Below are 22,994 nucleotides of genomic sequence, written 5' to 3'. Positions count from 1 at the left end.
ATCAGGTGCCTGAGGGGGATCAGCCCAGTGCCTGCGCAACAGCCCGGCGCGCCATGACCTTGACCAGATGGGCCCGGTAGGCGCTGCTGCCGTGTAGGTCGGCCGACATCTCGCTGGCATCGGTGTCGATGCCGGCGATGGCTTCGGGGCGGAAGTTGTGTGCCAGCGCCTGTTCCATGGCCGTGTGCCGGAACACGCCGTTGCCCGCCCCGGTGACGGCCACGCGCACGCCCTGCTCGAAGCGCGCCACGAAGACCCCGATCAGGGCGAACAGGGAGGCGGGTTGCACGAATTTGGCGTAGGCCGCCTGCTGCGGGATGGGAAAATGCACCGCCGTGATGAGCTCATCTGGTTCGAGTGCGGTGGCAAAAAGCCCCTGGAAGTAGTCGTCGGCCGCGATCGTGCGCGTGCTGGTGTGCACGGTGGCCCCCAGGCCCAGGACTGCGGCGGGGTAATCGGCGGCTGGATCGTTGTTGGCCAGTGACCCGCCCAGCGTGCCCATGGCGCGCACCTGCTTGTCGCCGATGCCGGCGGCCAGGCGTGCCAGTGCAGGAATCGCGTGCTGGACCTCGGCGCTCTCGGCGACTTCGGCGTGGCGCACCATGGCCCCGACCACGAGTGACGGGCCTGCGGGCCGGATGCCCGTGAGTTCGGTGAGGGCCCGCAGGTCGACCAGCTGCTCGGGGGCGGCCAGGCGCAGCTTGAGGGAACCCAGCAGCGTCTGGCCGCCCGCCAGGGGCTGGCCCCCCGCCTGCATCGCCTGCAGGGCCTCATCGAGCGTGGCCGGGCTGGTGTAGCTGAATGCGTACATGAGCGATCTCCTTAGTGGGCGGCGGCCTGGATGGCCTGCCAGACGCGGTGCGGGGTGGCCGGCATGTCGATGTCGTGCACGCCCAGCGGGGCCAGCGCATCGAGCAGCGCGTTGATGACCGCAGGCGGCGAGCCTATGGTGCCGGCTTCGCCGCAGCCCTTGCTGCCGATCGGATTGTGCGTGCACGGGGTGCAGACGGTGCCCAGCCGGAAATCCGGAAAATCGGCCGCTCGCGGCATGGTGTAGTCCATGTAGCTGCCGGTGAGCAGCTGGCCGTTGTCATCGTAGACGCATTCTTCGAGCAGTGCCTGGCCGATGCCCTGCATGATGCCGCCCTGCACCTGCCCCTCGACGATCATGGGGTTGACGATGACGCCGAAGTCGTCGACCGCCGTGAAGCGGTCGACGCGCGCCGCGCCTGTTTCAGGGTCGACCTCAACCTCGCAGATGTGGGTGCCCGCCGGATAGGTGAAATTGCCCGGGTCGTAGAAGGCGGTTTCATTGAGGCCGGGCTCGAGCTTGTCGAGCGGATAATTGTGCGGCACATAGGCGGCCAGCGCCACCTGTGCGAAAGGCACGACCTTGTCGGTGCCCTTGACACGGAATTCGCCGCGCACGAACTCGATGTCGGCCTCGGCCGCTTCCATGAGGTGCGCGGCGATCTTTTTGGATTTTTCTTCGATCTTGTCGACGGCCTTCATGATGGCCGCGCCGCCCACGGCCAGCGAGCGCGACCCATAGGTACCCATGCCGAATGGAATGCGCCCGGTATCGCCGTGCACGACTTCGACGTCTTCGATGGCCAGGCCCAGGCGCCCGGCGACCAGCTGGGCAAAAGCCGTTTCATGCCCCTGGCCGTGGCTGTGGGTGCCGGTGAAGACGGTGACCGAGCCGGTGGGGTTGACGCGCACCTCGCCGCACTCGTACAGGCCGGCGCGCCCGCCCAGCTGGCCCACGATCTGCGAGGGCGCCAGGCCACAGGCCTCGATGTAGCTGGAGTAGCCGATGCCGCGCTTCAGGCCCCTGGCCTCGCTGGCCTGGCGCCGGGCCTCGAAGCCGTCTGCGTCGGCCAGCTTCATGGCTTCATCCAGGCATTTCGGGAAGTCGCCCGTATCGTAGAGCAGGGCCACCGGCGTCTGGTAGGGGAATTCGGTGATGAAGTTGCGCCGGCGGATCTCGTCTTGCGCGAGGCCGAGTTCCCAGCCGCAGCGCGTGACCAGGCGCTCGATGAGATAGGCCGCTTCGGGGCGCCCGGCGCCCCGATAGGCATCGACCGGTACCGTGTTGGTGAACCAGCCGTCGACCTGGACATGGATCTGCGGCGTGGTGTACTGCCCGGCCAGCAGCGTGCCATACAGGATGGTGGGCACCACCGGGCCGAAGGTGGCCAGGTAGGCCCCCAGGTTGACATGCGAATGCACGCGCAGGGCCAGGAACTTGCCGTTTTCGTCCATGGCCATTTCGGCCACCGTGACGTGATCGCGCCCGTGGGTGTCGGAGACGAAGCTTTCGCTGCGCTCGGCCGTCCATTTGACCGGGCAGGCCAGGGTGCGCGCGGCCCAGGCCACGGCGGCATCTTCGGCATACAGATTGATCTTCGAGCCGAAGCCGCCACCGACGTCTGGCGCGATGACTCGCATCTTGTGCTCGGGCACCTGCAGCACGTTGGCCGCCAGCAGCAGGCGCGCCAGATGCGGATTCTGGCTGGTGGTATACAGCGTGGACTCGCCCGTGGCCCGATCGTGGCGCGCGTTGTCGGCCCGGGGTTCCATGGCGTTGGGGATCAGCCGGTTGTTCACCAGTTCGATGCGCGTGACGTGCGCGGCCGCAGCGAACGTGGCATCGACGGCGGCCTTGTCGCCCAGCACCCAGGTATAGCAGTGGTTGTCGGCGGCTTCGTCGTGCAGCGCCGGGCCCGCGCTGGCCTTGCGCATGTCGACCACGACATCGAGCGGGTCGTAGTCGATTTCGATGGCTTCGGCGGCATTCTTGGCCTGCTCGAGCGTATCGGCCACCACCATGGCCACCAGTTCGCCCACGTAGCGCACCTTGCCCTGGGCAAGAAATGGATGGGGCGGCTCTTTCATGGGGCTGCCATCGGGGTTGGTGATCAGCCAGCCGGTGGGCAGGCCGCCCACCTGGCCTTCGATGTCGGCCCCGCTGAAAATGCCGGCCACCCCCGGCATCTGGCGCGCTTCGGTGGCGTCGATGTGGCGGATGGTGGCATGCGCGTGGGGCGAGCGCACGAAGACCGCGCGTTTCTGGCCATCGTGGTGGACGTCGTCGACATACTGCCCGGTGCCGGTGAGGAAACGGGCGTCTTCGACACGGCGTACGGATTCGCCCACGTGGGGCAGGTTCGCCATGGGATTGCTCATGATGGTGTCTCCTTTGCCTCAGGCGGCCATGGTTTTCCGGGCGGTCTGCACGGCACGGACGATATTGTGATAGCCCGTGCAGCGGCACAGGTTGCCTTCGAGCAGTTCGCGGATCTGGGCTTCATCGGCGTCTGGATGATGGGCCAGCAGGTCGACCGTGCTCATCACCATGCCGGGCGTGCAGTAGCCGCACTGCAGCCCGTGGCACTCTTTGAAGGCCGCCTGTACGGGGTGCAGCGTGCCATCGGGCGCCGCCAGGCCTTCGATGGTGGTGACTTCGGCCCCCTGCATCTGCGCCGCCAGCACGTTGCACGACTTGATGCTGCGGCCATTGGCGATCACCGTGCAGGCGCCGCACTGGGCCGTGTCGCAACCCACGTGGGTGCCCGTGAGGCGCAGGTTCTCGCGGATGAACTGGACCAGCAGGGTATTCGGTGCGACGTCTGCACTGACGTCTTGCCCGTTGACCTTGAGCGCGATTTTCATTGCGGCTGTCTCCTGATTGTTGGTTTGACCGTTCAACCTTAGCATTCTCGGGGCACCGGGTCTGTGTGCGCCACCTAGGGATTACCCCTGAGCAGGTCCCGGGGGGTGTCGATGTCGCGAAAGATGCCCGGATCCGCCACCATGACGTGTTCGACGGCCCAGTGGCGCAGCAGCGCCCGCGCGCCCGCATCGCCTTGCACCTGCAGCAGCCGGTCGCGATGGGCCGCGCCGAAGGCCACCGGGTTGCCGCGCCGGCCCTGGCAAAACGGCGCGGCGATATCGGCCCCCCGTTCGATGGCCTGTTGCAGGGCCCGGAGCGTGGCGCCTTGCACGAAGGGCATGTCGGCCAGCGCCACCAGCCAGCCGTGCGCGTACCGGCTGGCCCGTATGCCGCACACCAGCGAGGCGCCCATGCCCAGAACCGCGTTCGGGCAGGCCACCAGTTCGCATCCGGCCCGTTGCAGGCAATCGGCCAACGGACCCTGTGGATCGCGTACCACGGCCAGGACGCGCGGCAGGGCAGCGCACAGGGCGCGAGCGCTGGCTTCTGCCACGGTCTGCCCATTGGGCAGCACCTGCAGCAGTTTGTTCTGCCGGCGCTGGGGGTCGAAACGCAGCCCCTGGCCGGCGGCAAGCAGGATACCGATCATGTGCCAGGTCTCCTCCTGGAATCCAGTGGCGTCTCCAGTGGATCTTGTAGCAGAAAACCAGCCAGGCGCCTCATGAAAAGTGTGGGGCGCCTCATGAAAATGCTTTTCACCGGCCCCGATTTCTTGATACATTGACAGGGTTACTTCACGTGGGGCTCGATCATGATCGACATGGCTTTGGTGGATTTATCCCGCATCCAGTTCGCCGCCACCGTGATGTACCACTTTCTGTTCGTGCCGCTCACCCTGGGCCTCGCATTCCTGCTGGCCATCATGGAATCGGTCTACGTGCTCACCGGGCGCGACATCTGGCGGCGCATGACCCAATTCTGGGGTACGCTGTTCGGCATCAACTTCGCCCTGGGGGTGGCCACCGGCGTGGTGATGGAATTCCAGTTCGGCATGAACTGGGCCTATTACAGCCAGTACGTGGGTGATATTTTCGGCGCGCCCCTGGCCATCGAAGGGCTCATGGCCTTCTTCCTCGAGGCCACGTTCGTGGGGCTGTTCTTTTTTGGTTGGGACAGGCTGTCCAGGGTCGGGCACCTGGTGGTCACCTGGCTCGTGGCCATAGGCTCCAATTTTTCGGCCCTGTGGATATTGATCGCCAACGGCTGGATGCAGAATCCGGTGGGTGCCGTGTTCAACCCGGCCACCATGCGCATGGAACTGAGCGATTTCGGCGCCGTGATTTTCAACACGGTGGCCCAGGCCAAGTTCGTGCATACGGTCAGCGCCGGCTATGTGCTGGCCGCCGTATTCGTCATGGGGGTCAGTGCCTGGTATCTGATGCGCAACCGGCACCATGAACTGGCACGTCGTTCCATGGTCGTGGCGGCCAGTTTCGGTCTGGCGGCCTCGCTTTCGGTGGTGGTATTGGGCGATGAAAGCGGCTACCTCACCAGCGAGCACCAGAAGATGAAGATCGCCGCCATCGAGGCCATGTGGGACACGGAACCGGCGCCCGCCAGTTTCAACCTCTTCGCCATCCCGGATCAGGAACAGAAGAAGAATCATTTCGAGATCACGATTCCCTATGCGATGGGCATCATAGGCACGCGCTCGCTCACCACGCCATTGCTGGGCATCAATGACCTGGTCGAGCGGGCCAAAATGTGGGTGCGCGAGGGCCTGGTCGCCTACGAGGCGCTGCAGGTCCTCAAGGAAAGCCCGCAGGATGCCGATGCACTGGCGCGGTTCGACAAATACCAGCACAACATGGGCTACGCCCTGCTGCTCAAGCGCTTTCGCAGTGACATCACCCAGGCCACCGACGCCGACATCGCGCTGGCGGCTGAAAGCACCGTACCGCAAATCGCGCCGTTGTACTGGCTGTTTCGCATCATGGTCGTCTGCGGGTTCTATTTCATCGGTTTCTTTGCCTATGCCTTCTGGCTGGCCAGCAAGCGGCGGCTGCTGGTCTCGCCGCGCTTCTGGCGCGTGGCCCTCTGGACCCTGCCGCTGCCCTGGATTTCGGTCGAGGCAGGCTGGTTCGTGGCCGAGTTCGGCCGCCAGCCCTGGGTGATCGAGGGCGTGCTGCCTACCTTCTATGCCGTCTCCGGCCTGACGGTAAGCGACCTGCTCGTCTCACTCACCATCTATCTCGTGCTCTACACCGTTTTGCTGGTCGTGGGCATCAAGGTGATGCTGCGCGCCATACGGCAGGGGCCACACGAGGCACCCAGCCCGCAGCCGATGGCCGCGGCACTGGAAACCCAAGGCCTGTAGGAGAACCCCATGGACGCGCTGATCCCCCTGGATTTTTCCACCCTGCGCATCATCTGGTGGCTGCTGCTGGGCCTGCTGCTGGTCGGTTTCGCCGTCATGGACGGCTTCGACCTGGGCCTGGCTTCGGTGCTCCTGCTGGTGGCACACACCGATGCCGAGCGGCGCATTGCCTATAACGTGATCGGCCCGGTCTGGGAAGGCAACCAGGTCTGGCTGATCCTGGCGGGCGGGGCCATCTTCGCTGCCTGGCCGCTGCTCTATGCCATGTCGTTTTCGGGCTTCTACCTGGCCATGCTGCTTCTGCTGCTGGCGCTCATCCTGCGCCCGGTCTGCTTCCAGTTTCGCAGCAAGGTAAAAAGCGTCCGCTGGCGCCAGAACTGGGACATCCTCATGTGCCTGTGCGGGGTGGTGGCCAGCCTGGTGTTCGGCGTGGCGGTGGGCAACGTCATCCTCGGGGTGCCGTTCGAGTACGAAGCGGCCACCCTGCGGCCCGTCTACCAGGGGTCGCTGCTCGATCTGTTCACGTTGTTTCCGCTGCTGTGCGGCGTGCTCACGCTGGCCCTGTTTGCCCAGCATGGTGCCATCATGCTGGCCTGGAAAACCGAAGGCCCCATCGCGCAACGCGCGCGCCGGTGGGCGCGCATCAGCGGGCTGCTGGCCGTGCTGCTCTTCGTGCTGGCCAGCTTCTGGGCCACCGGTTTGCCGGGCTATGTCATCGCCGGCAGCATCGACATCGATGCCGTGGCCACGCCCCTGGGCAAGTCGGTGCAGGTCGTCGATGGCGCCTGGCTGCTCAACTTCACACGCTGGCCGCTTGCCTGGCTGGCGCCGGCGCTCGGGGTTCTGGGGGGCGTGCTTGCCGTGGCGCTGGTCGGGTGGCGCCGCAAGGGCGGGGCGTTCCTGGCCTCGGCCATCGGCATCACCGGCGTCATCTTCACCTTCGGCCTGGGCCTGTTCCCGTTTCTGATGCCTTCTTCACTGAACCCCGGCATGAGCCTGACCGTCTGGGACGCCTCGGCCAGCCGCACGTCCCTGTGGTTCATGTTGCTGGCCACCTGCATTTTCCTGCCGGTGGTGATCCTCTACACCGCCTGGGTGTACCGGGTCATGCGCGGCAAGGTCACCGAAAAAAACCTCGATGGCCACGCCTATTGAAGCGGGCCATCATCATGCATGCTTGAGGAAACCTATGTGGTATTTTGCCTGGGTCCTGGGTCTGGGCCTGGCTTGCAGCTTTGCCATACTCAACGCCTTGTGGCACGAACTGCAGGAAGACGAATAACGTCCGGCAGTCGGCGCCGAACGATGCGCCAGGTTGCCGCCCATGGCCACTGACGACGCGTCAGCGGCGCACTGGCTTGCCGCGCTCCGGCGCCACGAATCCCGGTGCTTCGCCGCGGCGATGGGGGCGCCGCTGGCGGCCGGCCTGCTGCTCGTCGCGCAGGTCTGGCTGCTCGCCCAGGTCCTGGGCCGCATGGTTCAAGGGCAGATGGCGCTGGCCGAGCTGGCGCCCTGGGTGCTGGGCATCGTCACGCTGCTCGCCCTGCGCGCGCTGATCCACTGGTTGGGTGAACGGCTGGCCAGCCGGGCCGCAGAGCGGCTCAAGGCACGCGTGCGCCAGGCGCTGTTTGCACGGCTGTTCGAACTGGGGCCGCAGTGGACGCGCCAGCAGATATCGGGCGAACTGGCCAGCGTGCTGGTGGACCAGGTCGAGCAGCTCGATGGTTATCTGACGCGCTACCTGCCGGCCGTGCTGGCGGCCGTCGTGTTGCCACTGGCCTTTGCCGTGGTGCTGCTGCCCTTCGATTGGGTGGCCGCCCTGATCCTGCTCGTGACGGCTCCGCTCATTCCGGTCTTCATGGCCCTCGTGGGCTGGGGCGCGCAGGCGGCCAGCGCGCGTCATCAGCAGGCGATGGTGCGCCTCTCCGGCCGCTTTGCCGACCGCCTGCGCGGCGCCTTCACGCTCAGGCTGTTCGGGCGTACCCAGGACGAGGTGGCGGCAATGCGGGCCGCCAGCCATGCCCTGAGCCAGAAGACGCTGGGCGTGCTGCGCATTGCCTTTCTGTCTTCGGCGGTGCTTGAATTCTTCGCGGCGCTGGGGGTGGCGGGCATTGCCTTGTACATCGGCCTGAGTTATCTCGGTTTCCTGCAGGTGCAGGCCCGGCCGGTCGACTTGCCCCTGGGGCTGTTTGCCCTGTTCATGGCCCCCGAGGTCTACAACCCCCTGCGCCAGCTGGCCGCCAGCTATCATGACCGCGCAGCCGCCGTGGCCGCCGTCGATCAGATCGCCCACTTGTTTCAGGGCCTGCCGCAGCCTGCAGCGCCGGGCGCCAGGCCCAGGGTACGGACGCCGGCGTACGCGCCCAAAGAGGCCGGAACCGGGGCCGGGGCCGGCGGGCGGGCCGCGGCCCCCGACGCCGCAATGGCCCAGGACGCCACAGCAGCCCCCGGCACCGCAGCGGCCCCCGCGTGGATTCCGGTGAGTCCGGAACCGCCGGCTGCGCTGCAGGTTCGCGGGCTGGACATGCCGGACCGGCACGCGGGCGCGCTGTGGTCAAGGCCGCTGGACCTGACCCTGATGCAGGGCGAACACCTGGCCCTGATGGGTGCCAGTGGCGTGGGCAAGACGAGCCTGCTGGAAGCCCTGGCGGGCCTGCGTGTGCCCCTGGCGGGCGAAGTGCAGGTGCTGGGCTGGCGGTGGATGGCCGCTGCACAGGCGGGTCTCGAGCCTGCCCGCGTGGGGCCGCCGCCGGCTGTGGCAGGGGCAGGGGCAGGGGCAGGGCGCTGCGGGAGCATGGTCGGGGGCGTGGCGACTGGGGTGCATGCACACCCTGAACTGGGCGCACGCCTGGTGTTCATCAGCCAGCGGCCCTTTTTTCTGGCCGGCACGGTGGCCGACAATCTGCGCCTGGCGGCGCCGGCCACGGACGCAGGGCAATGGCAGGCGGCGCTGCAGCGGGCCTGTGCGTGGGACTTCGTGGCGGCCAGTCACGAGGGCCTGTACACCCGCCTGGGCGAGATGGGCCACGGCCTCTCGGGCGGGCAGTTGCGCCGCCTGGCCCTGGCACGCCTGTTCCTGCTCGATCCCGGCGTCGTTCTTCTGGACGAACCCACGGCCCATCTGGATGCCGCCACGGCACATCGCGTGCTCACGGAGATCGTCCGCTTCTGCCGCGGCCGCACCTTGATTCTGGCCACGCATGACGCCAGGGTTGCAGATGCGCTTGGGCGTTGCCTGGTCCTGCAGGCCGGGCGGGATTCGGCATGCGCGGGCTGAGGCTGCTCTGGCCCTGGTTCGCAGCGCGAAGGGCCAGGCTGCTGCTGGCGATCGGGGTGGCATTGGTCACCGTCTGGGCGGGTACCGGGCTGTTCATGGTGGCAGGCTGGTTTCTGGGCGCTGCCTTTCTGGCCGGCACCACGTTCGGGTTCGACCTGTTTGCGCCCTCGGCGCTGATCCGGGGCCTGTCCTTCCTGCGCATCGGTTCGCGCTATGGCGAGCGCATTCTCGGCCATGCCGTCACCCTGGAACTTCTGGCCGATCTGCGCACCCGGGTGTTTGCCCACGTCCTCACGCTCAGTCCGGCACAGTTGGCGGGCTACCGCGAAGGGGATCTGGTGGCGCGCCTGACCGGCGACATGGATGTGCTGGATGGCCTTTTCCTGCAATGGGTGGCACCGGCCCTGGTGGCGGCCCTGGCCGGCCTGTCCTTTGCCCTGCTGGTGGGCTTGCTGGACGCGCGCCTGGCCTGGCTGGTCTGCGCGGTGCTGTTCCTGGGGGCCCTGTGCGTACCCGCCTGGATGGCCTGGCAGGCTCGCCGCCCCGGCCTGGCGCTGCAGGACAGCCAGGCCCGCATGCGCGATCTGGTCCAGCAGAGTGTGCAGGCGCATGTGGACATCGTCGCATTCGACCTGCAGGCGCGCACGCTGGCGCAGTTCGAGGCCCTGGGCAAGGAACTGGCCTGCGGGCGTGACCGTCTGTCGGCCCAGGGTGCGCTGGGCCAGTTGCTGCAGCAGGCGTTCATGGGGCTTGCGCTGGCCCTGCTCCTGTTTCTGGGGGCGCTGGCCTTTCATGCCGGCCGGCTCGACGGGCCACAGTGGATCGGCGTCGTGCTGGGCGGCATAGGCCTGTTCGAGGTGCTCGGACCCCTGTTGCGCGGCGCATCGCGCACCGCCGTGATCACCCAGGGTATGCGCCGTGTGCAGGCGCTGCTGCAGACCCGGGCCGCCTTGCCGGCCCCTGCCGGGCCCCGCGAACTGCCCGAGACCGGCGCCCTGGAGCTGGCAGGCGTTTCATTTCGTTATCCCGGCGGGCGCTGGGTGCTGCGCGACCTGACTCTGCGCTGGCCTGCCGGACACCGGGTGGCCATCGTCGGGCCCAGTGGCGTGGGCAAGTCCACGCTGCTGAACCTGCTTTTGCGGGTGGTGGATCCAGTCGAGGGCGAGATCCGCCTGGGCGGGGTGCCGCTGCAGCGGGCCGACCCGGCACAGGTTCAGGCCCGTGTGGCTTTGCTGAGCCAGTTCTCACCCGTGTTTCTCGGTACCCTGCGCGAAAATCTGCACATCGCCGATCCGCAGGCCAGCGATGCGCGGCTCTGGCAGGTTCTGGAGCAAGCCCAGCTGGCCGATTTCGTGCGTGGCCTGGACGCCGGCCTGGATGCCTGGGTCGACGAGCGCGGCGCCACCTTGTCCACCGGGCAGGTACGCCGGCTCTGCCTGGCGCGCATCCTCCTGTCGCCAGCCCGCATCTGGGTGCTGGATGAGCCCACCGCCGGGCTGGATGACGCGACCGCGCGGGCCTTTTTCAGGGTGCTGGCCGACCAGATCCAGGGCCGGACCCTGATCGTCGCCACGCATGCGGATCTGCCTGCGGGGCTGTTTGACCAGGTGCTTGCGCTGCAGGCGCCCTGATGGCTGGGGGCACGGGCGCCGTGCCGGGTATATACAGATTCCAGGCACCCAGGGGAAACGGGCCGCGCGCCCAGGAGACCGGCGCACCGCGCGCCAGCCGTCGGGCCAGCGTATCGCCCCCGGCGTCGGTACCGGCGTTGGTGCCGGCATCCGCATCGGCACACTGCAGGATGTACTGGATGCCGCGCTGGGCCACGATAGCGCGCGCGCGTGCGTCATCGCCTTCGGACAGCCAGACGTGATAGGTATCCAGAAGGCCGGCGGTATTGTGGTGATAGTTGCCGGCGATCACGCGGTGATGGGTGCGCCAGAGCAGTTCCGGGGCCTGGTTCAGGTGCACCAGGATAGTCGCCGGGGGCACGGCGTTCAGCTCGTCTGCAATATCGGCCAGCCTGCATGGGCTGGGGCTCGTGGGGGTGTCGCCCAGCCATCGCTCGAGGGCGACGCTGCCCAGCGACAGCACCACCAGCAGGATGGGCACGAGCAGCCAGAAGGCCGCCCTGTGCTGCGCGCGCGCCGGCAGGGCGGTGGGGGTTTCGGAGATGAAGACGGCCTGCCGCGTCAGCCAGATCCCCCAGGCCAGCGCGGCCGCCAGGGCCGCTGCGGCGCCCATGCGCACGTGCCAGGCGGCCAGCGCCGCGTAGGCCGTGGCCATCAGGCCGAGCAGCGCCCACCACAGGATGCGGGCCCGCCACGCGGCGTGCAGCAGCAGCCCGCCCGCCAGGGCCGGCATGGCCACCCAGGCGAGAATCTCCGAGGCTTTTCTGGATGGCCGCAGTTCGTTGATGTGGCGCCACCACAGGGTTTTGAGCTCATCGGGCAGCAGGCCCGCAGGGCCCGCCAGCGCGCCCGGGGCCAGGGCCAGCCACAGCGCGGCGCCGGCCAGCGCCGCCGCAGCGATCAGCCCGACCTTCCAGGCCAGGGGCAGGCGGGGCCGGCTGGCCAGGATGTCGGCAAGGCAGAGCAGGGCCGCGACGATGGCCGCCCAGGCGAGCCAGGCCAGGCTCAGGTGGTCCAGCGCCCAGGCGTCGAACGTGGGCGGTGGTGGGTCGATCCACCAGCCCAGCAGCAGCATCAGGCCCAGGCCCAATGCCAGGGGCCAGCACGCAGCGCCACCGGCACCCTGCAGGCGCCGGCCTGCCTGCAGCGCGGCCAGCCCTGCGATGAAGGGCATGGTCTCGGGTGAAATCCACAGGCTCAGCCCCAGGCCCAGGCCGGCCAGAAATGGCCTGCTGCGCGGGCGCAGCAGCAGCCAGGCCGCGCACGCCAGCGGCACCAGCATGAAGATGTGGTGCGTGATCTGGAGCGGCTGCGCGTAGGCCAGCAGCCCGCGCGCGCTGATCAGCGCCAGGGCGGTGGCGATGGCCGCCAGCCGCCCCCCCTGTGCCAGAATGGCCAGCACGCTGAACAGGCCCAGCAGCAGCGTGCTGAGTTCGGTGATCCCGGCGCCCGCGAGCAACAGGGCCTTGTCCTGCGGCAGCCCCAGCCACTGCAGCGCCTGGGCCAGGTGCTGCAGGGTCCAGGTGTGCACCATTGCCCAGTGCAGGTAGCTGCCGTGGGGCGCCGCATCGCGCGCCATGTACTGGTAGCCCGTCGCGGGCTGCCAGTCGCGCACCAGCACCAGCCGGGTGTAGCTGTCGGGGTTGGCCAGCCGGGCGGCCAGCAGATCCGGCATCTGGCGCCCCAGGCTGAAGGCAATCGCCAGCAGAAAGATGGCTGACGCTAGAATGAGGACTTTGCGCTTGTCCAGAGGATTCAGCATGTGATGGAGCCCGATGATACCGATGAGACTGACGGCATGCGGCCGCGCCCGGCCGGGGCCGGCCATCGCCACGATCGCGGCGTCGATGCTCGCGGTCGCGGCGATAGCGATGGCGGCGGCAGCGAACGCGGCGATTGCGGCAGCAAAGCCGCCATGCTAGCAGAAGCGCGTATCGCCCTGCTGGTGCCCTGCTATGACGAAGCGCCCACCATTGCGCAGGTGGTGCGCGACTTCCGTGCGGCCGTACCCGATATCCAGGTCTACGTGTTCGACAACGGCTCGCGTGATGAAACGGCCGCGATCGCCCGCCGGGCCGGTGCCCAGGTGCACCACGTGGCGCAGCGCGGCAAGGGCAGCGTGGTGCGGCGCATGTTTGCCGACATCGAGGCCGACTACTACATCATGGTCGATGGCGATGCCACCTATGATGCCGCCAGCGCCCCGCGGATGCTGGCGCATCTGGTCGGGCAGCGGCTGGACATGCTGGTCGGCTGCCGGGCCGACGCGGGGCAGGCCGAGAATTACCGGCCCGGGCACCGGGCCGGCAACCGGCTGCTGAGCGCGGCGGTGCGCCATGTGTTCGGGGGCGCGTTCACCGACATGCTGTCGGGCTATCGGGTGTTTTCGCGGCGCTACGTCAAGTCGTTTCCCGGGCAGTCGGCCGGTTTCGAGATCGAGACCGAGCTCACCGTGCACGCGCTCGAAATGGCCATGCCCTGGGGCGAGCTGCAGACCCCGTATGGGGCGCGGCCTGCGGGCTCGGCCAGCAAGCTGTCCACCTGGCGCGACGGGCTGCGCATCGCCAGCGTCATCCTGCGCCTGTACATGCTCGAGCGGCCGCTGACGCTCTTTGGCCTGCTGGGCGTGCTGCTGTGCGCCCTGGGTGTGGGCCTGGCGGTGCCGCTGTTCATCGACTACGCCCACAGCGGCCTGGTCCCGCGCCTGCCCACCGCGGTGCTGGTCACCGGCCTGTGCGTGCTGGGTCTGTTGCTGGCGGCCGTGGGGGTGGTGCTCGATTCCCTGGCGCGGGCCCGGCGCGAGATCCGGCGGCTGGCGTACCTGGCCATACCGTGGCGCCGGCCCGGCGGCGGGCCTGCTGGCGCGCCGTGATCCGCCGACAGGCGGCGGGCTGCAGCTCAGCCGGCATCCGCCAGCACCAGGTCGGCCCCCTTTTCGGCGACCATCATCACCGCCCCCTGGGTATTGCCCGAAATCATGGCCGGCATCACCGACGCATCGATCACGCGCAGGCCCGACAGGCCCTGGACCCGCAGTTGCGGATCGACCACGGCCTGGGCGTCGGTGCCCATGTGGCAGGTGCCGATCGGATGATAGATGGTCTGGCCATTGGAGCGCGCGAATTCCAGCCACTGCGCATGGCTCTGCGTATCGGGGCCCGGGCTCATTTCATGGTCGACATAGCGCGCCATGGCCGGCTGAGCCATGATGCGTCGCGCCAGCTGCATGCCGCCGATCAGGCTGTCCTGGTCCTCGGGCTGAGCCAGGAAATTGGGGCGGATCAGCGGCCCGGCCAGGGGATCGGCATTGCGGATGTGGATGCTGCCGCGCGACTGCGGGCGCATCTGCGCCACGCCCAGTGTCATGCCCGGAAGATGGTCCAGAATCCGCTCGGCGGCGTTGGCATAGCTGGCGTGCATGAAGAAATACTGCACATCGGGCGCGGCCAGCCCCGGGCGGCTCTTGACGAAGCCCGATACCAGGCCGGTGCCCAGGGTCAGGATGCCGGTGCGCCGGGTGAAGTATTCGGCCACCGCCCTGGCCAGGCGCCAGCCCCGGGTCAGTTCGTTCAGAGAGCGGGCATTCTGCACGCGCCAGTTCATGCGCGTGCAGAAGTGTTCGATGTAGTGTTCTCCAACGCCCGCCAGCGCGTGTTGCAGGGGGATGCCGGCGCGGGCCAGGATGTCGGGTGCGCCGATGCCCGAGAGTTCGAGGATCTGCGGGGTCTGCACGGCACCGGCGGCCAGGATGACCTCTTTTGCGGCATGGGCCTGGTGGACCTGCCCGTCCTTGCGGTACGTGACCCCCGTGCAGCGCCGGGCTTCGTCCAGATCGACATGCAGCACGTGGGCGCCCGTGCGCACCGTGAGGTTGCGCCGGTGGCGGGCCGGATTCAGGTAGCCATCCACGATGCTCCAGCGCCGGCCTCGGTGTTGCACGACTTGGTAATAGCCAAAGCCTTCCTGGGACGCACCGTTGTAGTCCGGGTTGATGATCTGGCCATCTTCCCGCGCCGCATCCAGCAGCGCGCTTGCCAGAGGGTGCCTGTGGGCGACCTCGGTCAGGTGCATGGGGCCTTCGTGCCCGCGGGCCGGGTCGCTGCCGGGGTAGTTTTCCAGGCGCCGGAAATAGGGTTCGACGTCCTGCCACGACCAGCCGGTGGCGCCCAGGCTCTGCCAGTGATCGTAGTCGGCGGGCTGGCCGCGTACGTAGATCATGCCATTGATGAGCGTCGAGCCCCCCAGGCCCTTGCCGCGGGGTACCGCAATGCGGCGATTGAGCGTGTTGGCTTCCGGCACGGTTTCGAACTGCCAGTTGAAGCGCGGATCGACCAGCAATTTGCTGAAGCCCGCCGGGATGCTGATCCACAGGCTGCCAGCGTTGGTGCCGGCCTCGAGCATCAGTACGCTGTGCCGGCCCGACGCGGTCAGCCGATTGGCCAGAATGCAGCCCGCCGTGCCGCCCCCCACGATGATGTAATCATGAATGTCCAACTTCGGTGCCTCTCAGTTCACTGCCTCGGGCTGGCCCTGCAGCAGAAACTGCGTCATCAGCGCCACCTGCCGGTCCAGCATGTGGCGCCCGTGGTGGATCGGGCAGCCGCGCCGTTGGGCTTCATCGAGCAGGCGGGTCTGCTCGGGTTTCATGATGATCTCGGCCACCAGCATGTCAGGCGCCAGGCGTTCGACATCGAGCGGCAGGGCATCTTCGGCGCGCATGCCCAGGGACGTGGCATTGACGATGATGTCATGGCCTTCGGGTTCGGGCGCGCCAGCCTCGATGGTGGCCTGTGGCAGCGCCTTGCGCACCCGCTCGACCAGGGCGTGGGCCCTGGCCGGCGTGCGGTTGGCCACCGTCACCGAGGCCGCGCCCGCCTGGGCCAGGGCGAAGGCAATGGCCGATCCCGCCCCGCCGGCCCCCAGCAGCAGGACCCGCTTGTGGGCCAGGTCGTGCCCCTGGGTCTGCAGGCCGCTCACGAACCCGGCGCCATCGAACATCTCGCCCACCAGGCGGCCATCGGCTGTGCGGCGCACGGTGTTCACCGAGCCGATCGCCTGCCCGGCCGGGCCGAGTTCGTCGCAGCGTTCGGCGATTGCCGTCTTGTGGGGTACGGTGACGATGAAGCCCCCCAGGTTGCGCATCCGGCGCAGGGCATCCAGCACCGCGTCCAGATCGCCGGCCGGCACGTGCATGGGCACCAGCACGGCATCGACCTGATGCTCGCGGAACCAGGCATTGATGACCTGCGGCGTGCGCACCTGCGCCACCGGATCGGCCAAGATGGCATAAAGCCGTGTGTTTCCAGTAATCATTTCATCGTGTTCCGTTGGTCTGCGGCCGGTGTCCGGCCGGCGCCGGGGCTCGCAGGCGGGCCGGCGCCGGCCCATTGTTGATCGTCAGGTCATCAGCCAGCCGCCGGCGACGTCCACCACCTGCCCCGTCACGAAGTCGGCTTCGTTCGATGTCAGGAAGGCGCAGGTCTGCGCGACTTCGGAGGGCTCGCCCAGGCGGCGCAGCGCCGTCTGGGCGATCACGGCGTCATTGGCCTGTTGGGCCACGGTCTTCAGCAGCGGTGTGTCGATGCGCCCCGGCGCAATGGCATTGACCGTGATCCCGTAGGGGCCCAGTTCGGCCGCCGCGTGCCGCGTGAAGCCGATCAGGGCCGCCTTGGTGGTGCTGTAATGGATCGCCACGATGTCGGCCAGGGCGGCCTTGCCCGCCACCGAGGACATCGAGACGATGCGCCCGAAGCCGCGCTGCTGCATGCCGGGCGCCAGCAGGCGGGTGAGATAGAAGGCCGCGCTGAGGTTGACGGCGACCACCCGATCCCATTCTTCGGGGGCCATCTCGCCGACCGCGGCCGGATGGCCGGCGTGCTTGGGGGAAATGCCGGCGTTGTTGATCAGCGTATCGATCTCGCCCAGAGCCGCACGCGCCTGCTCGACCGCCTGCTGGCAGCCTTTGAAAGTGCCCACGTCGGCGGCCACGAAGACGACGTCGTGGCCTTGGGCCGCGAGTTCATCGGATTGCGCCTGGCCGCGCGCGGCGTCGAGATCGACAATCGCCACGCGGGCGCCTTCGGCAAGATACTGCGCCACGATGGCGCTGCCTATACCGCCGGTGCCCCCGGTGACCAGCACCGTTCTGCCCGCATGCCTCATGCCGGATCCCCCTGCACCTGGAGGATGATCTTGCCGATGTGCCGGCTGCTTTCCATCAGGCGATGCGCCTCTTGCACCTGGTCGAAGGGGAACACCTTGCAGATCACCGGCAGGCAGCGGCCGGAGGCCAGGATCGGCCATACGCGTTCGCGCACGTCGGCCACCAGCGCCGATTTCTGGGCCACCGAGCGGGCGCGCAGGGTGGACCCCGTGAAGGTCAGGCGCCGGAGCATGATGGGCATGGCATCCAGCTTGATGCGGCTGCCTTCCAGGAAGGCGATCTGCACCAGCCGGCCTTCGAGGGCCAATGACTGGATATTGCGCTCGATGTAGTCGCCACCCACCATGTCGAGGATCACGTCCACCCCCTGGCCCCCGGTTTCACGCGCCACGACATCGGTGAAATCCACCTCGTGGTAGTTGATGGCGACATCGGCGCCGTACTGCAGGCAGGCGCGCTCTTTGTCGGCATTGCCGACCGTGGTGAACACGCGGGCCCCGTGGGCCTTGGCCAGTTGAATGGCGGTCAGGCCGATGCCGCTCGAGCCGCCATGGACCAGCATGCTTTCACCCGCCTGCAGGCGGCCGCGCTGGAACAGATTGGTCCAGACGGTCAGGTAGGTTTCGGGCAGGGCGCTGGCCTGCAGCATGGACAGGCCCTGCGGGATCGGCAGGCAATGGCCGGCGTCGACGATGCAGAACTCGGCGTAGCCGCCACCCGGCGTGAGTGCACAGACCCGGTCGCCCACCTGCCACTGCGTGACCCCTTCGCCCAGTGCCGCAATTTCACCCGAGACCTCCAGGCCCAGGTACGGCGAGGCATCGGCGGGCGGCGGATAGGAGCCCGAACGCTGCAGGATGTCGGGGCGGTTGACGCCGGCGTAGTGCACGGCGATCAGTACCTGCCCGGCGCCCGGCTGCGGTGTCGCGGCATCCACCACGCGCAGTACGTCTGCATTGCCGCCCCGGCCGTGATCTATCAGTTTCATGTCAATCCTTCATCTGTGTTGCGAAAAACATCCGGTGCGCATTCGGCACCGGCTTCAGTGTCCGAGGTAGGCCCGCTTGACGTGCGGATCGGCCAAGAGGTCGGGCCCGCTGCCTTCGAGCACGATGCGCCCGTTTTCGAGTACGTAGCCGCGGTCGACCAGCTGCAGCGTCTGAAACACATTCTGTTCGACGAGCAGCACCGTGACCCCGTCGGCCGCGATCTGGCGGATGATCTCGAACATCTGCTCGACCAGCAGCGGCGACAGGCCCACGGAGGGTTCGTCGAACACCAGCAGCCTGGGCTGCGCCATCAGGCCGCGGGCGATGGCCACCATCTGCTGCTCGCCGCCCGACAGCGAGCCGGCCAACTGCCCCAGCCGTTCCCGCACCCGGGGAAACCGTTCGAGTACGGCGTCCATGCGCTGTTGCACGCCCGTCCGGGCCGCGCGCTTGTACGTACCCATGATCAGATTATCGCGCACGGTGAAGTTCGGGAACAGCTGGCGGCCTTCGGGGATCATGGTGATCCCGGCGTCCACGATCTCGTAGGAGCGCAGCCGGGTCAGTTCGCGGCCCTCGAATGCCACGCGGCCTTCGGTGGCCTTCAGGATACCGCACAGCGTCTTGAGCGTGGTCGTCTTGCCGGCCCCGTTGGCGCCGATCAGCGTCACCACCTCGCCCGCCTCGACGTGGAAATTCAGGCGCTCGAGGACCTGGGTCTTGCCATAGCCCGCGCACAGGTTGGTGACCTCAAGCATGCTGATACCCCTTGCCCAGATAGGCTTCGATCACCCGCGGGTCTTCGACGACCTCCTGCGGGGTTCCGGCCGTGAGCACCTGGCCCTCGTTGATGACGATGATCCGGTCGGACAGGGCCATGATGGCCTGCATCATGTGCTCGATCATGATGACCGACACGCCCGACTGGCGGATCTGCCGGATCATGGCGATGGCGCGCTCGATGTCGGCCGGATTCAGGCCGGCCATGACCTCGTCGAGCAGCAGGATCCGCGGGCGCGTGGCCAGTGCGCGGGCCACTTCCAGGCGTTTCATGCCGCCCACCGTCAGGTTGCGGGCCTCGACCTGCAACTGCTCGGTGAGCCCCGTCTGCCCGGCGATCGCCAGGGCCGCCTGCTCGGCCTCGCGGCGGTCCTTGGTGTGGATGAAGGCGCCCAGCATGATGTTCTCCAGCACGGTCAGGCCGGTGAACGGCTGGGCGATCTGGAACGTGCGGCTCAGGCCGATGTGGGCATATTCGAACGGCGCGCGACAGCTGGTCCACTGGCCGTCGCGCCCCAGCAGGCGCACGCTGCCGGCATCCGGCTGCAGAAAGCCCGAAAGCTGGTTGAAGACGGTGGTCTTGCCGGCGCCGTTGGGGCCGATGATGCCGAGGATCTCGTTTTCGCGCAGTTCGAGGGACACGTCATGGGTGGCGCGCAGGCCGCCGAAACTCTTGAACAGATGGCTGGCTTCGAGCACCGTGGCATCGCCGCGGGTGTGAACGGTGGCCGATGGCCCGCCGGACGCCGCCATGGGCCGGGGCCGGCCCAGATAGGGCAGGTGGCGGCCGATCCAGGCTTCGATCGGCGCGCCGAAGGCACCGACCAGGCCCCTGGGGATGGTGAGCACCACCACGATCAGGATGATGCCGTAGATCAGGCCGTGGATGCCGCTGCCCACGCCACTGAGCCAGGCGCGCGCCAGTTCGGCGATGGGCAGGACGAGAAAGGTGCCGGCCACCGGGCCGGCCACCGTGCCCATGCCGCCGATGAGCGCGAACATCGCGATCTGGATGGAGAGTTCGAGCGAGAATGCCGAGGCCGGATCGATGAACGTCAGGTAGGTGATGTGGAAGGTGCCGACCAGGCTGGTGAGCATGGCCGAGAGCACCGCGGCCAGGGTCTTGACCCGCGCCGTATGGATGCCCACCGCCAGGGCGGCGTCTTCGCGTTCGCGGATGGCCAGCAGGTAATGGCCCAGGCGCGCCTTGCGGATCGCCCACGACGCCCACAGGACAAACAGGAACAGCACGAAGGCGATCAGCAGGTAGTTGGTCTTGTTGCGGAACACCATCCATTTCCAGCCGATCTGCAGCGGCAGGCTGATGCCGCTCGAACCGCCCGTCCAGCTTTCTTCGTGGATCACCAGCAGGCGCACCACCTCGAGGATGGCGATGCTCGCCAGGGCAAAGAACGGCCCCTTGAGGCGCAGGGTCGGATAGCTGATGATCACCGCCACCAGCCCGGAGATGAGCGCGCCCGCGAGCATGCCGATCCACGGCGAGATGGAGAAATCCTGCGTCAGCAAAGTGGCGGTATAGCCGCCGATGCCGTAGAACACGGCGTGGCCCAGCGAGAGCTGGCCCGCGTAGCCGCCCACGATGTTCCAGGCGACCGACAGGGCCGAGAAGGTGAACAGCAGCACGAACAGGTTGGTCCAGAATGCGCTGTTCAGGGCGATGGGGATGAGCAGCACCAGCACGAACAGGATCAGGCTGGTGTAGGTCTTGGGGTGGCGAAGGTCGGGAAACACGGCTGGCGCTCCTGGTGTGTCAGTCCGTGCCCAGGCCGAACAGCCCGCTGGGACGCAAGATGAGGATCAGCAGGAAGACGCCGAAATAGACGACTTCCTTGAGATCCGGCGAAATGTAATAACCGGCCATCGTGTCCACCACGCCGATGATCAGCGACCCGGCCATGGCGCCGTACAGGTTGCCCATGCCGCCCAGCACGACGATCACGAAGGCGGTGAGCACGAAGTACGAGCCGACCGTGGGAAACACCGGATATTGCGGCGCCAGCAGGCCCGCGGCAATGCCCACGAAGGCCGTGCCCAGCCCGAAGGCGAAGATGTACACCGCGCGCACGTTGATGCCCATCAGCTGGGCGGCGTAGCGGTGCTGGGCCACGGCCCGCAGGGCGCGCCCGAGGTAGGTGCGGTGCATGAACAGGTGCAGGAAAATGGCCAGGGCCACCGCCACCACGAAAGTGAAGATCTGCCCGGTCAGCAGTGACAGCGGGCCCACGGTGAGCGACGTGGTGCCCAGCGTCACGTGGGCGCGAAAGACATCGGCGCCGAAGATGACCAGCGCCAGGTTCATGAGCATGATGGAGACGCCCACCGTGGCAAAGATCTGGATTTCCTCGCTGGCATCGAGCAGGGGCTCGATGACCACCTTCTGCATGAAGGCCCCCAGCGCAAACAGAATGATGGCCGCCGGCACCAGGGCCACGTAGGGATGCAGGCCCAGGTAGTGGGCCATCAGGTAGATCAGGTACATGCCCACCATCAGGAATTCGCCATGGGCGAAATTGACCACGCGCACCACCCCGAAGATGAGCGTCAGGCCCAGGCTGATGATGGCGTACACGCCCCCCAGCAGAATGCCGTTGATCAACAGCTGCAAGAAAATATCCATGAACCCCGTTCCGGAATGCGTCCCGGCGAAGGCAGTGCGCCGGGCTGGCCAGGTTGGCCGGGTGGCGGGCGGGCGGCCCGCTCAGGGGCCGCCGGATGCCCGTTGCTCAGTGCTTGTAGATTGGTTCGGCCTGGGCCACATTCTCGGGCGCGATGGTCTTCAGGACGCCATCCTGCCACTGCATCAGGTAGAGGTCGGCCCTGGTGTTCTGGCCGTCTTCATCGAACTTGAAGCCCCAGCCATTGGCCGTCTGCCCCACCGGTACCTCGTAGGCCATGACCGCTGCACGCACCTTGTCCTTGTCGAATGAACCCGCCCGGTCCATGGCCTCGAGAAAGCCCACGGCACCCACGTAGTTGGCCAGGCTGTGGCCGGATTGCGGCGAGCCGTTGTAGGTCGACTGATAATCGGCCAGGAAGCGGTCCAGCCCGGGCGCCCCTGCCGGGTTGATGGTGATCTGCGGGAAGTCCATGTCGAAGACGCCGTTGATGTCGGGCCCCACCGCCTTGGCCGTATCCACCAGCGAGTAGCCCCCGCCGGCCCCGATCACGATGGTCGGATTGAAATTGGCTTCTTTGGCCTGGCGGAAGTACAGCACCGAGTCATTCTGGTAGGAGGTCTGCAGCACCACATTGGCATCGCTGCCCTTGAGCCGCAGGATGAGCGAGGACAGGTCCACCGCCTTGGCGGAGTAGGGCAGCTTCTCGACCACCTTGAGGCCCAGCTCTTTGGCGTGCGCTTCTTCGGTGGCCGCCACGTCGGACCCGTAGGGGCCGTCTTCGTGGATGATGCCGATGCGGATGTCTTCGGGCTTCAGCCCCATGCCCGGGGCGATCGAATCGCGCAGGGTATCGAGGATCGCCGTGCCGTAGGTCACCGTGGTCGAGTTGCTGCGGAACAGGTATTGATAGCCGCGCGTCGTGATCTTTTGCGACACGGCGCCCAGTTCGAAGTAGGGGATGCCGGCCAGCTCGGCCACCGGCGTGGCCGCGTACGACAGGCCCGAGGCATAGGTGCCGAAGATGGCGGCGACCTCATCGGAGACCAGCTGCTTGGCGCCCGCCACCGCCTGGTTGGGGTCGACCGCATCCACTTTTACCAGCTCGATCTGCTGGCCATTGACGCCGCCGGCGGCGTTGCGCTGGTTGACGGCCAGCTCCAGGCCGCGGAAGCTTTCCTGGCCCAGCGACGCCAGGCCGCCGCTGAACGGGTACAGCGCCCCGATCTTCACGGTGGCCGCACTGGCCGACGCCGCCATCGCGCTCGTTGCCAGTGCAAGAATCAGCATTCTATATTTCATGTCTACACTCCTTTGGCCCCGAGCGTTTGCCACACCCGGGTAATAGGGTCGAGCCGGGCGGCCCTGGCCAGCAGTGCCGTGCAAGACGCAGACGCTTCGCATATACTGCTGCACGCGGGGACACCCGACCCATCTCGATGGACGCATGAGGCGCCAGAAGCCC

Annotated in this window: 19 protein-coding genes; 6 read left to right on the top strand and 13 right to left on the bottom strand. The window is 67.5% G+C overall.

Going from position 1 to position 22,994, the window contains the following annotated elements:
- Positions 1–19 precede the first annotated feature (19 nt).
- From WCY17_RS04815 to WCY17_RS04800, 4 genes are all read right to left on the bottom strand, one after another.
- Positions 20–811, bottom strand: a complete 792-nt coding sequence (locus WCY17_RS04815; RefSeq protein ID WP_372701034.1) for a xanthine dehydrogenase family protein subunit M — start codon at positions 809–811, stop codon at positions 20–22.
- Positions 812–822: 11 nt separating this feature from the next.
- On the bottom strand, positions 823–3,189 hold the full coding sequence (locus WCY17_RS04810) for a xanthine dehydrogenase family protein molybdopterin-binding subunit (protein WP_372701033.1): 2,367 nt from the start codon (positions 3,187–3,189) through the stop codon (positions 823–825).
- Positions 3,190–3,207: 18 nt separating this feature from the next.
- On the bottom strand, positions 3,208–3,675 hold the full coding sequence (locus WCY17_RS04805; RefSeq protein ID WP_372701032.1) for a (2Fe-2S)-binding protein: 468 nt from the start codon (positions 3,673–3,675) through the stop codon (positions 3,208–3,210).
- Between the two features lie 74 nt (positions 3,676–3,749).
- Positions 3,750–4,325, bottom strand: coding sequence for an NTP transferase domain-containing protein (locus WCY17_RS04800; protein WP_372701031.1), 576 nt, complete (start codon positions 4,323–4,325; stop codon positions 3,750–3,752).
- Positions 4,326–4,487: 162 nt separating this feature from the next.
- Here WCY17_RS04800 and WCY17_RS04795 point away from each other — a divergent pair, with 162 nt between their 5' ends.
- The 5 genes from WCY17_RS04795 to cydC are packed head-to-tail and all read left to right on the top strand — an operon-like array spanning position 4,488 to position 10,961.
- Positions 4,488–6,053, top strand: coding sequence for a cytochrome ubiquinol oxidase subunit I (locus WCY17_RS04795; protein WP_372701030.1), 1,566 nt, complete (start codon positions 4,488–4,490; stop codon positions 6,051–6,053).
- Positions 6,054–6,062: 9 nt separating this feature from the next.
- A complete protein-coding gene (gene cydB / locus WCY17_RS04790) occupies positions 6,063–7,208 on the top strand; it encodes a cytochrome d ubiquinol oxidase subunit II (protein ID WP_372701029.1) in 1,146 nt (381 codons plus the stop codon).
- A 34-nt stretch (positions 7,209–7,242) separates the two neighbouring features.
- Positions 7,243–7,335, top strand: a complete 93-nt coding sequence (gene cydX / locus WCY17_RS04785) for a cytochrome bd-I oxidase subunit CydX (RefSeq protein WP_372701028.1) — start codon at positions 7,243–7,245, stop codon at positions 7,333–7,335.
- 42 nt (positions 7,336–7,377) lie between these two features.
- Complete coding sequence (gene cydD / locus WCY17_RS04780) at positions 7,378–9,330, top strand: thiol reductant ABC exporter subunit CydD (protein WP_372701027.1); 1,953 nt, start codon at positions 7,378–7,380, stop codon at positions 9,328–9,330.
- Positions 9,318–10,961: a thiol reductant ABC exporter subunit CydC gene (cydC, locus tag WCY17_RS04775; protein ID WP_372701026.1), complete on the top strand. Its 1,644-nt coding sequence runs from the start codon at positions 9,318–9,320 to the stop codon at positions 10,959–10,961. The genes cydD and cydC overlap by 13 nt, the downstream gene beginning before the upstream one ends.
- Here the strand turns inward: cydC and WCY17_RS04770 are convergent.
- The gene (locus WCY17_RS04770; RefSeq protein WP_372701025.1) at positions 10,855–12,723 is read right to left on the bottom strand and encodes a hypothetical protein; all 1,869 of its coding nucleotides are present in this window, start codon (positions 12,721–12,723) and stop codon (positions 10,855–10,857) included. The two genes, cydC and WCY17_RS04770, sit on opposite strands and share 107 nt — an antisense overlap.
- Before the next feature lie 153 nt (positions 12,724–12,876).
- Here WCY17_RS04770 and WCY17_RS04765 point away from each other — a divergent pair, with 153 nt between their 5' ends.
- A complete protein-coding gene (locus tag WCY17_RS04765) occupies positions 12,877–13,833 on the top strand; it encodes a glycosyltransferase family 2 protein (protein WP_372701080.1) in 957 nt (318 codons plus the stop codon).
- A 26-nt stretch (positions 13,834–13,859) separates the two neighbouring features.
- On the opposite strand, the gene WCY17_RS04760 is transcribed toward WCY17_RS04765, so the two are convergent.
- From WCY17_RS04760 to WCY17_RS04725, 8 genes are all read right to left on the bottom strand, one after another.
- Positions 13,860–15,455, bottom strand: coding sequence for a GMC family oxidoreductase (locus WCY17_RS04760; protein ID WP_372701024.1), 1,596 nt, complete (start codon positions 15,453–15,455; stop codon positions 13,860–13,862).
- A 12-nt stretch (positions 15,456–15,467) separates the two neighbouring features.
- Positions 15,468–16,241: a shikimate dehydrogenase gene (locus WCY17_RS04755; protein ID WP_372701023.1), complete on the bottom strand. Its 774-nt coding sequence runs from the start codon at positions 16,239–16,241 to the stop codon at positions 15,468–15,470.
- A 117-nt stretch (positions 16,242–16,358) separates the two neighbouring features.
- A complete protein-coding gene (locus tag WCY17_RS04750) occupies positions 16,359–17,123 on the bottom strand; it encodes an SDR family oxidoreductase (RefSeq protein ID WP_372701022.1) in 765 nt (254 codons plus the stop codon).
- The gene (locus WCY17_RS04745) at positions 17,120–18,112 is read right to left on the bottom strand and encodes an NAD(P)H-quinone oxidoreductase (RefSeq protein ID WP_372701021.1); all 993 of its coding nucleotides are present in this window, start codon (positions 18,110–18,112) and stop codon (positions 17,120–17,122) included. The genes WCY17_RS04750 and WCY17_RS04745 overlap by 4 nt, the downstream gene beginning before the upstream one ends.
- Positions 18,113–18,166: 54 nt before the next feature.
- Positions 18,167–18,871, bottom strand: coding sequence for an ABC transporter ATP-binding protein (locus tag WCY17_RS04740; RefSeq protein ID WP_372701020.1), 705 nt, complete (start codon positions 18,869–18,871; stop codon positions 18,167–18,169).
- Complete coding sequence (locus tag WCY17_RS04735) at positions 18,864–20,645, bottom strand: ATP-binding cassette domain-containing protein (RefSeq protein ID WP_372701019.1); 1,782 nt, start codon at positions 20,643–20,645, stop codon at positions 18,864–18,866. The genes WCY17_RS04740 and WCY17_RS04735 overlap by 8 nt, the downstream gene beginning before the upstream one ends.
- Positions 20,646–20,664: 19 nt before the next feature.
- Positions 20,665–21,531, bottom strand: a complete 867-nt coding sequence (locus WCY17_RS04730; protein WP_372701018.1) for a branched-chain amino acid ABC transporter permease — start codon at positions 21,529–21,531, stop codon at positions 20,665–20,667.
- A gap of 106 nt (positions 21,532–21,637) precedes the next feature.
- Positions 21,638–22,831 carry an ABC transporter substrate-binding protein gene (locus WCY17_RS04725; RefSeq protein WP_372701017.1) on the bottom strand — a complete coding sequence of 398 codons (1,194 nt, stop codon included), beginning with the start codon at positions 22,829–22,831 and terminating at the stop codon, positions 21,638–21,640.
- Positions 22,832–22,994: the final 163 nt, after the last annotated feature.

It is taken from the genome of Castellaniella sp. (assembly GCF_041677825.1).
In the GTDB taxonomy this organism is placed as follows: domain Bacteria; phylum Pseudomonadota; class Gammaproteobacteria; order Burkholderiales; family Burkholderiaceae_B; genus Castellaniella.
Note: the sequence above shows the minus strand (reverse complement) of the source record. Positions and strands in the feature narration are given on the sequence as shown.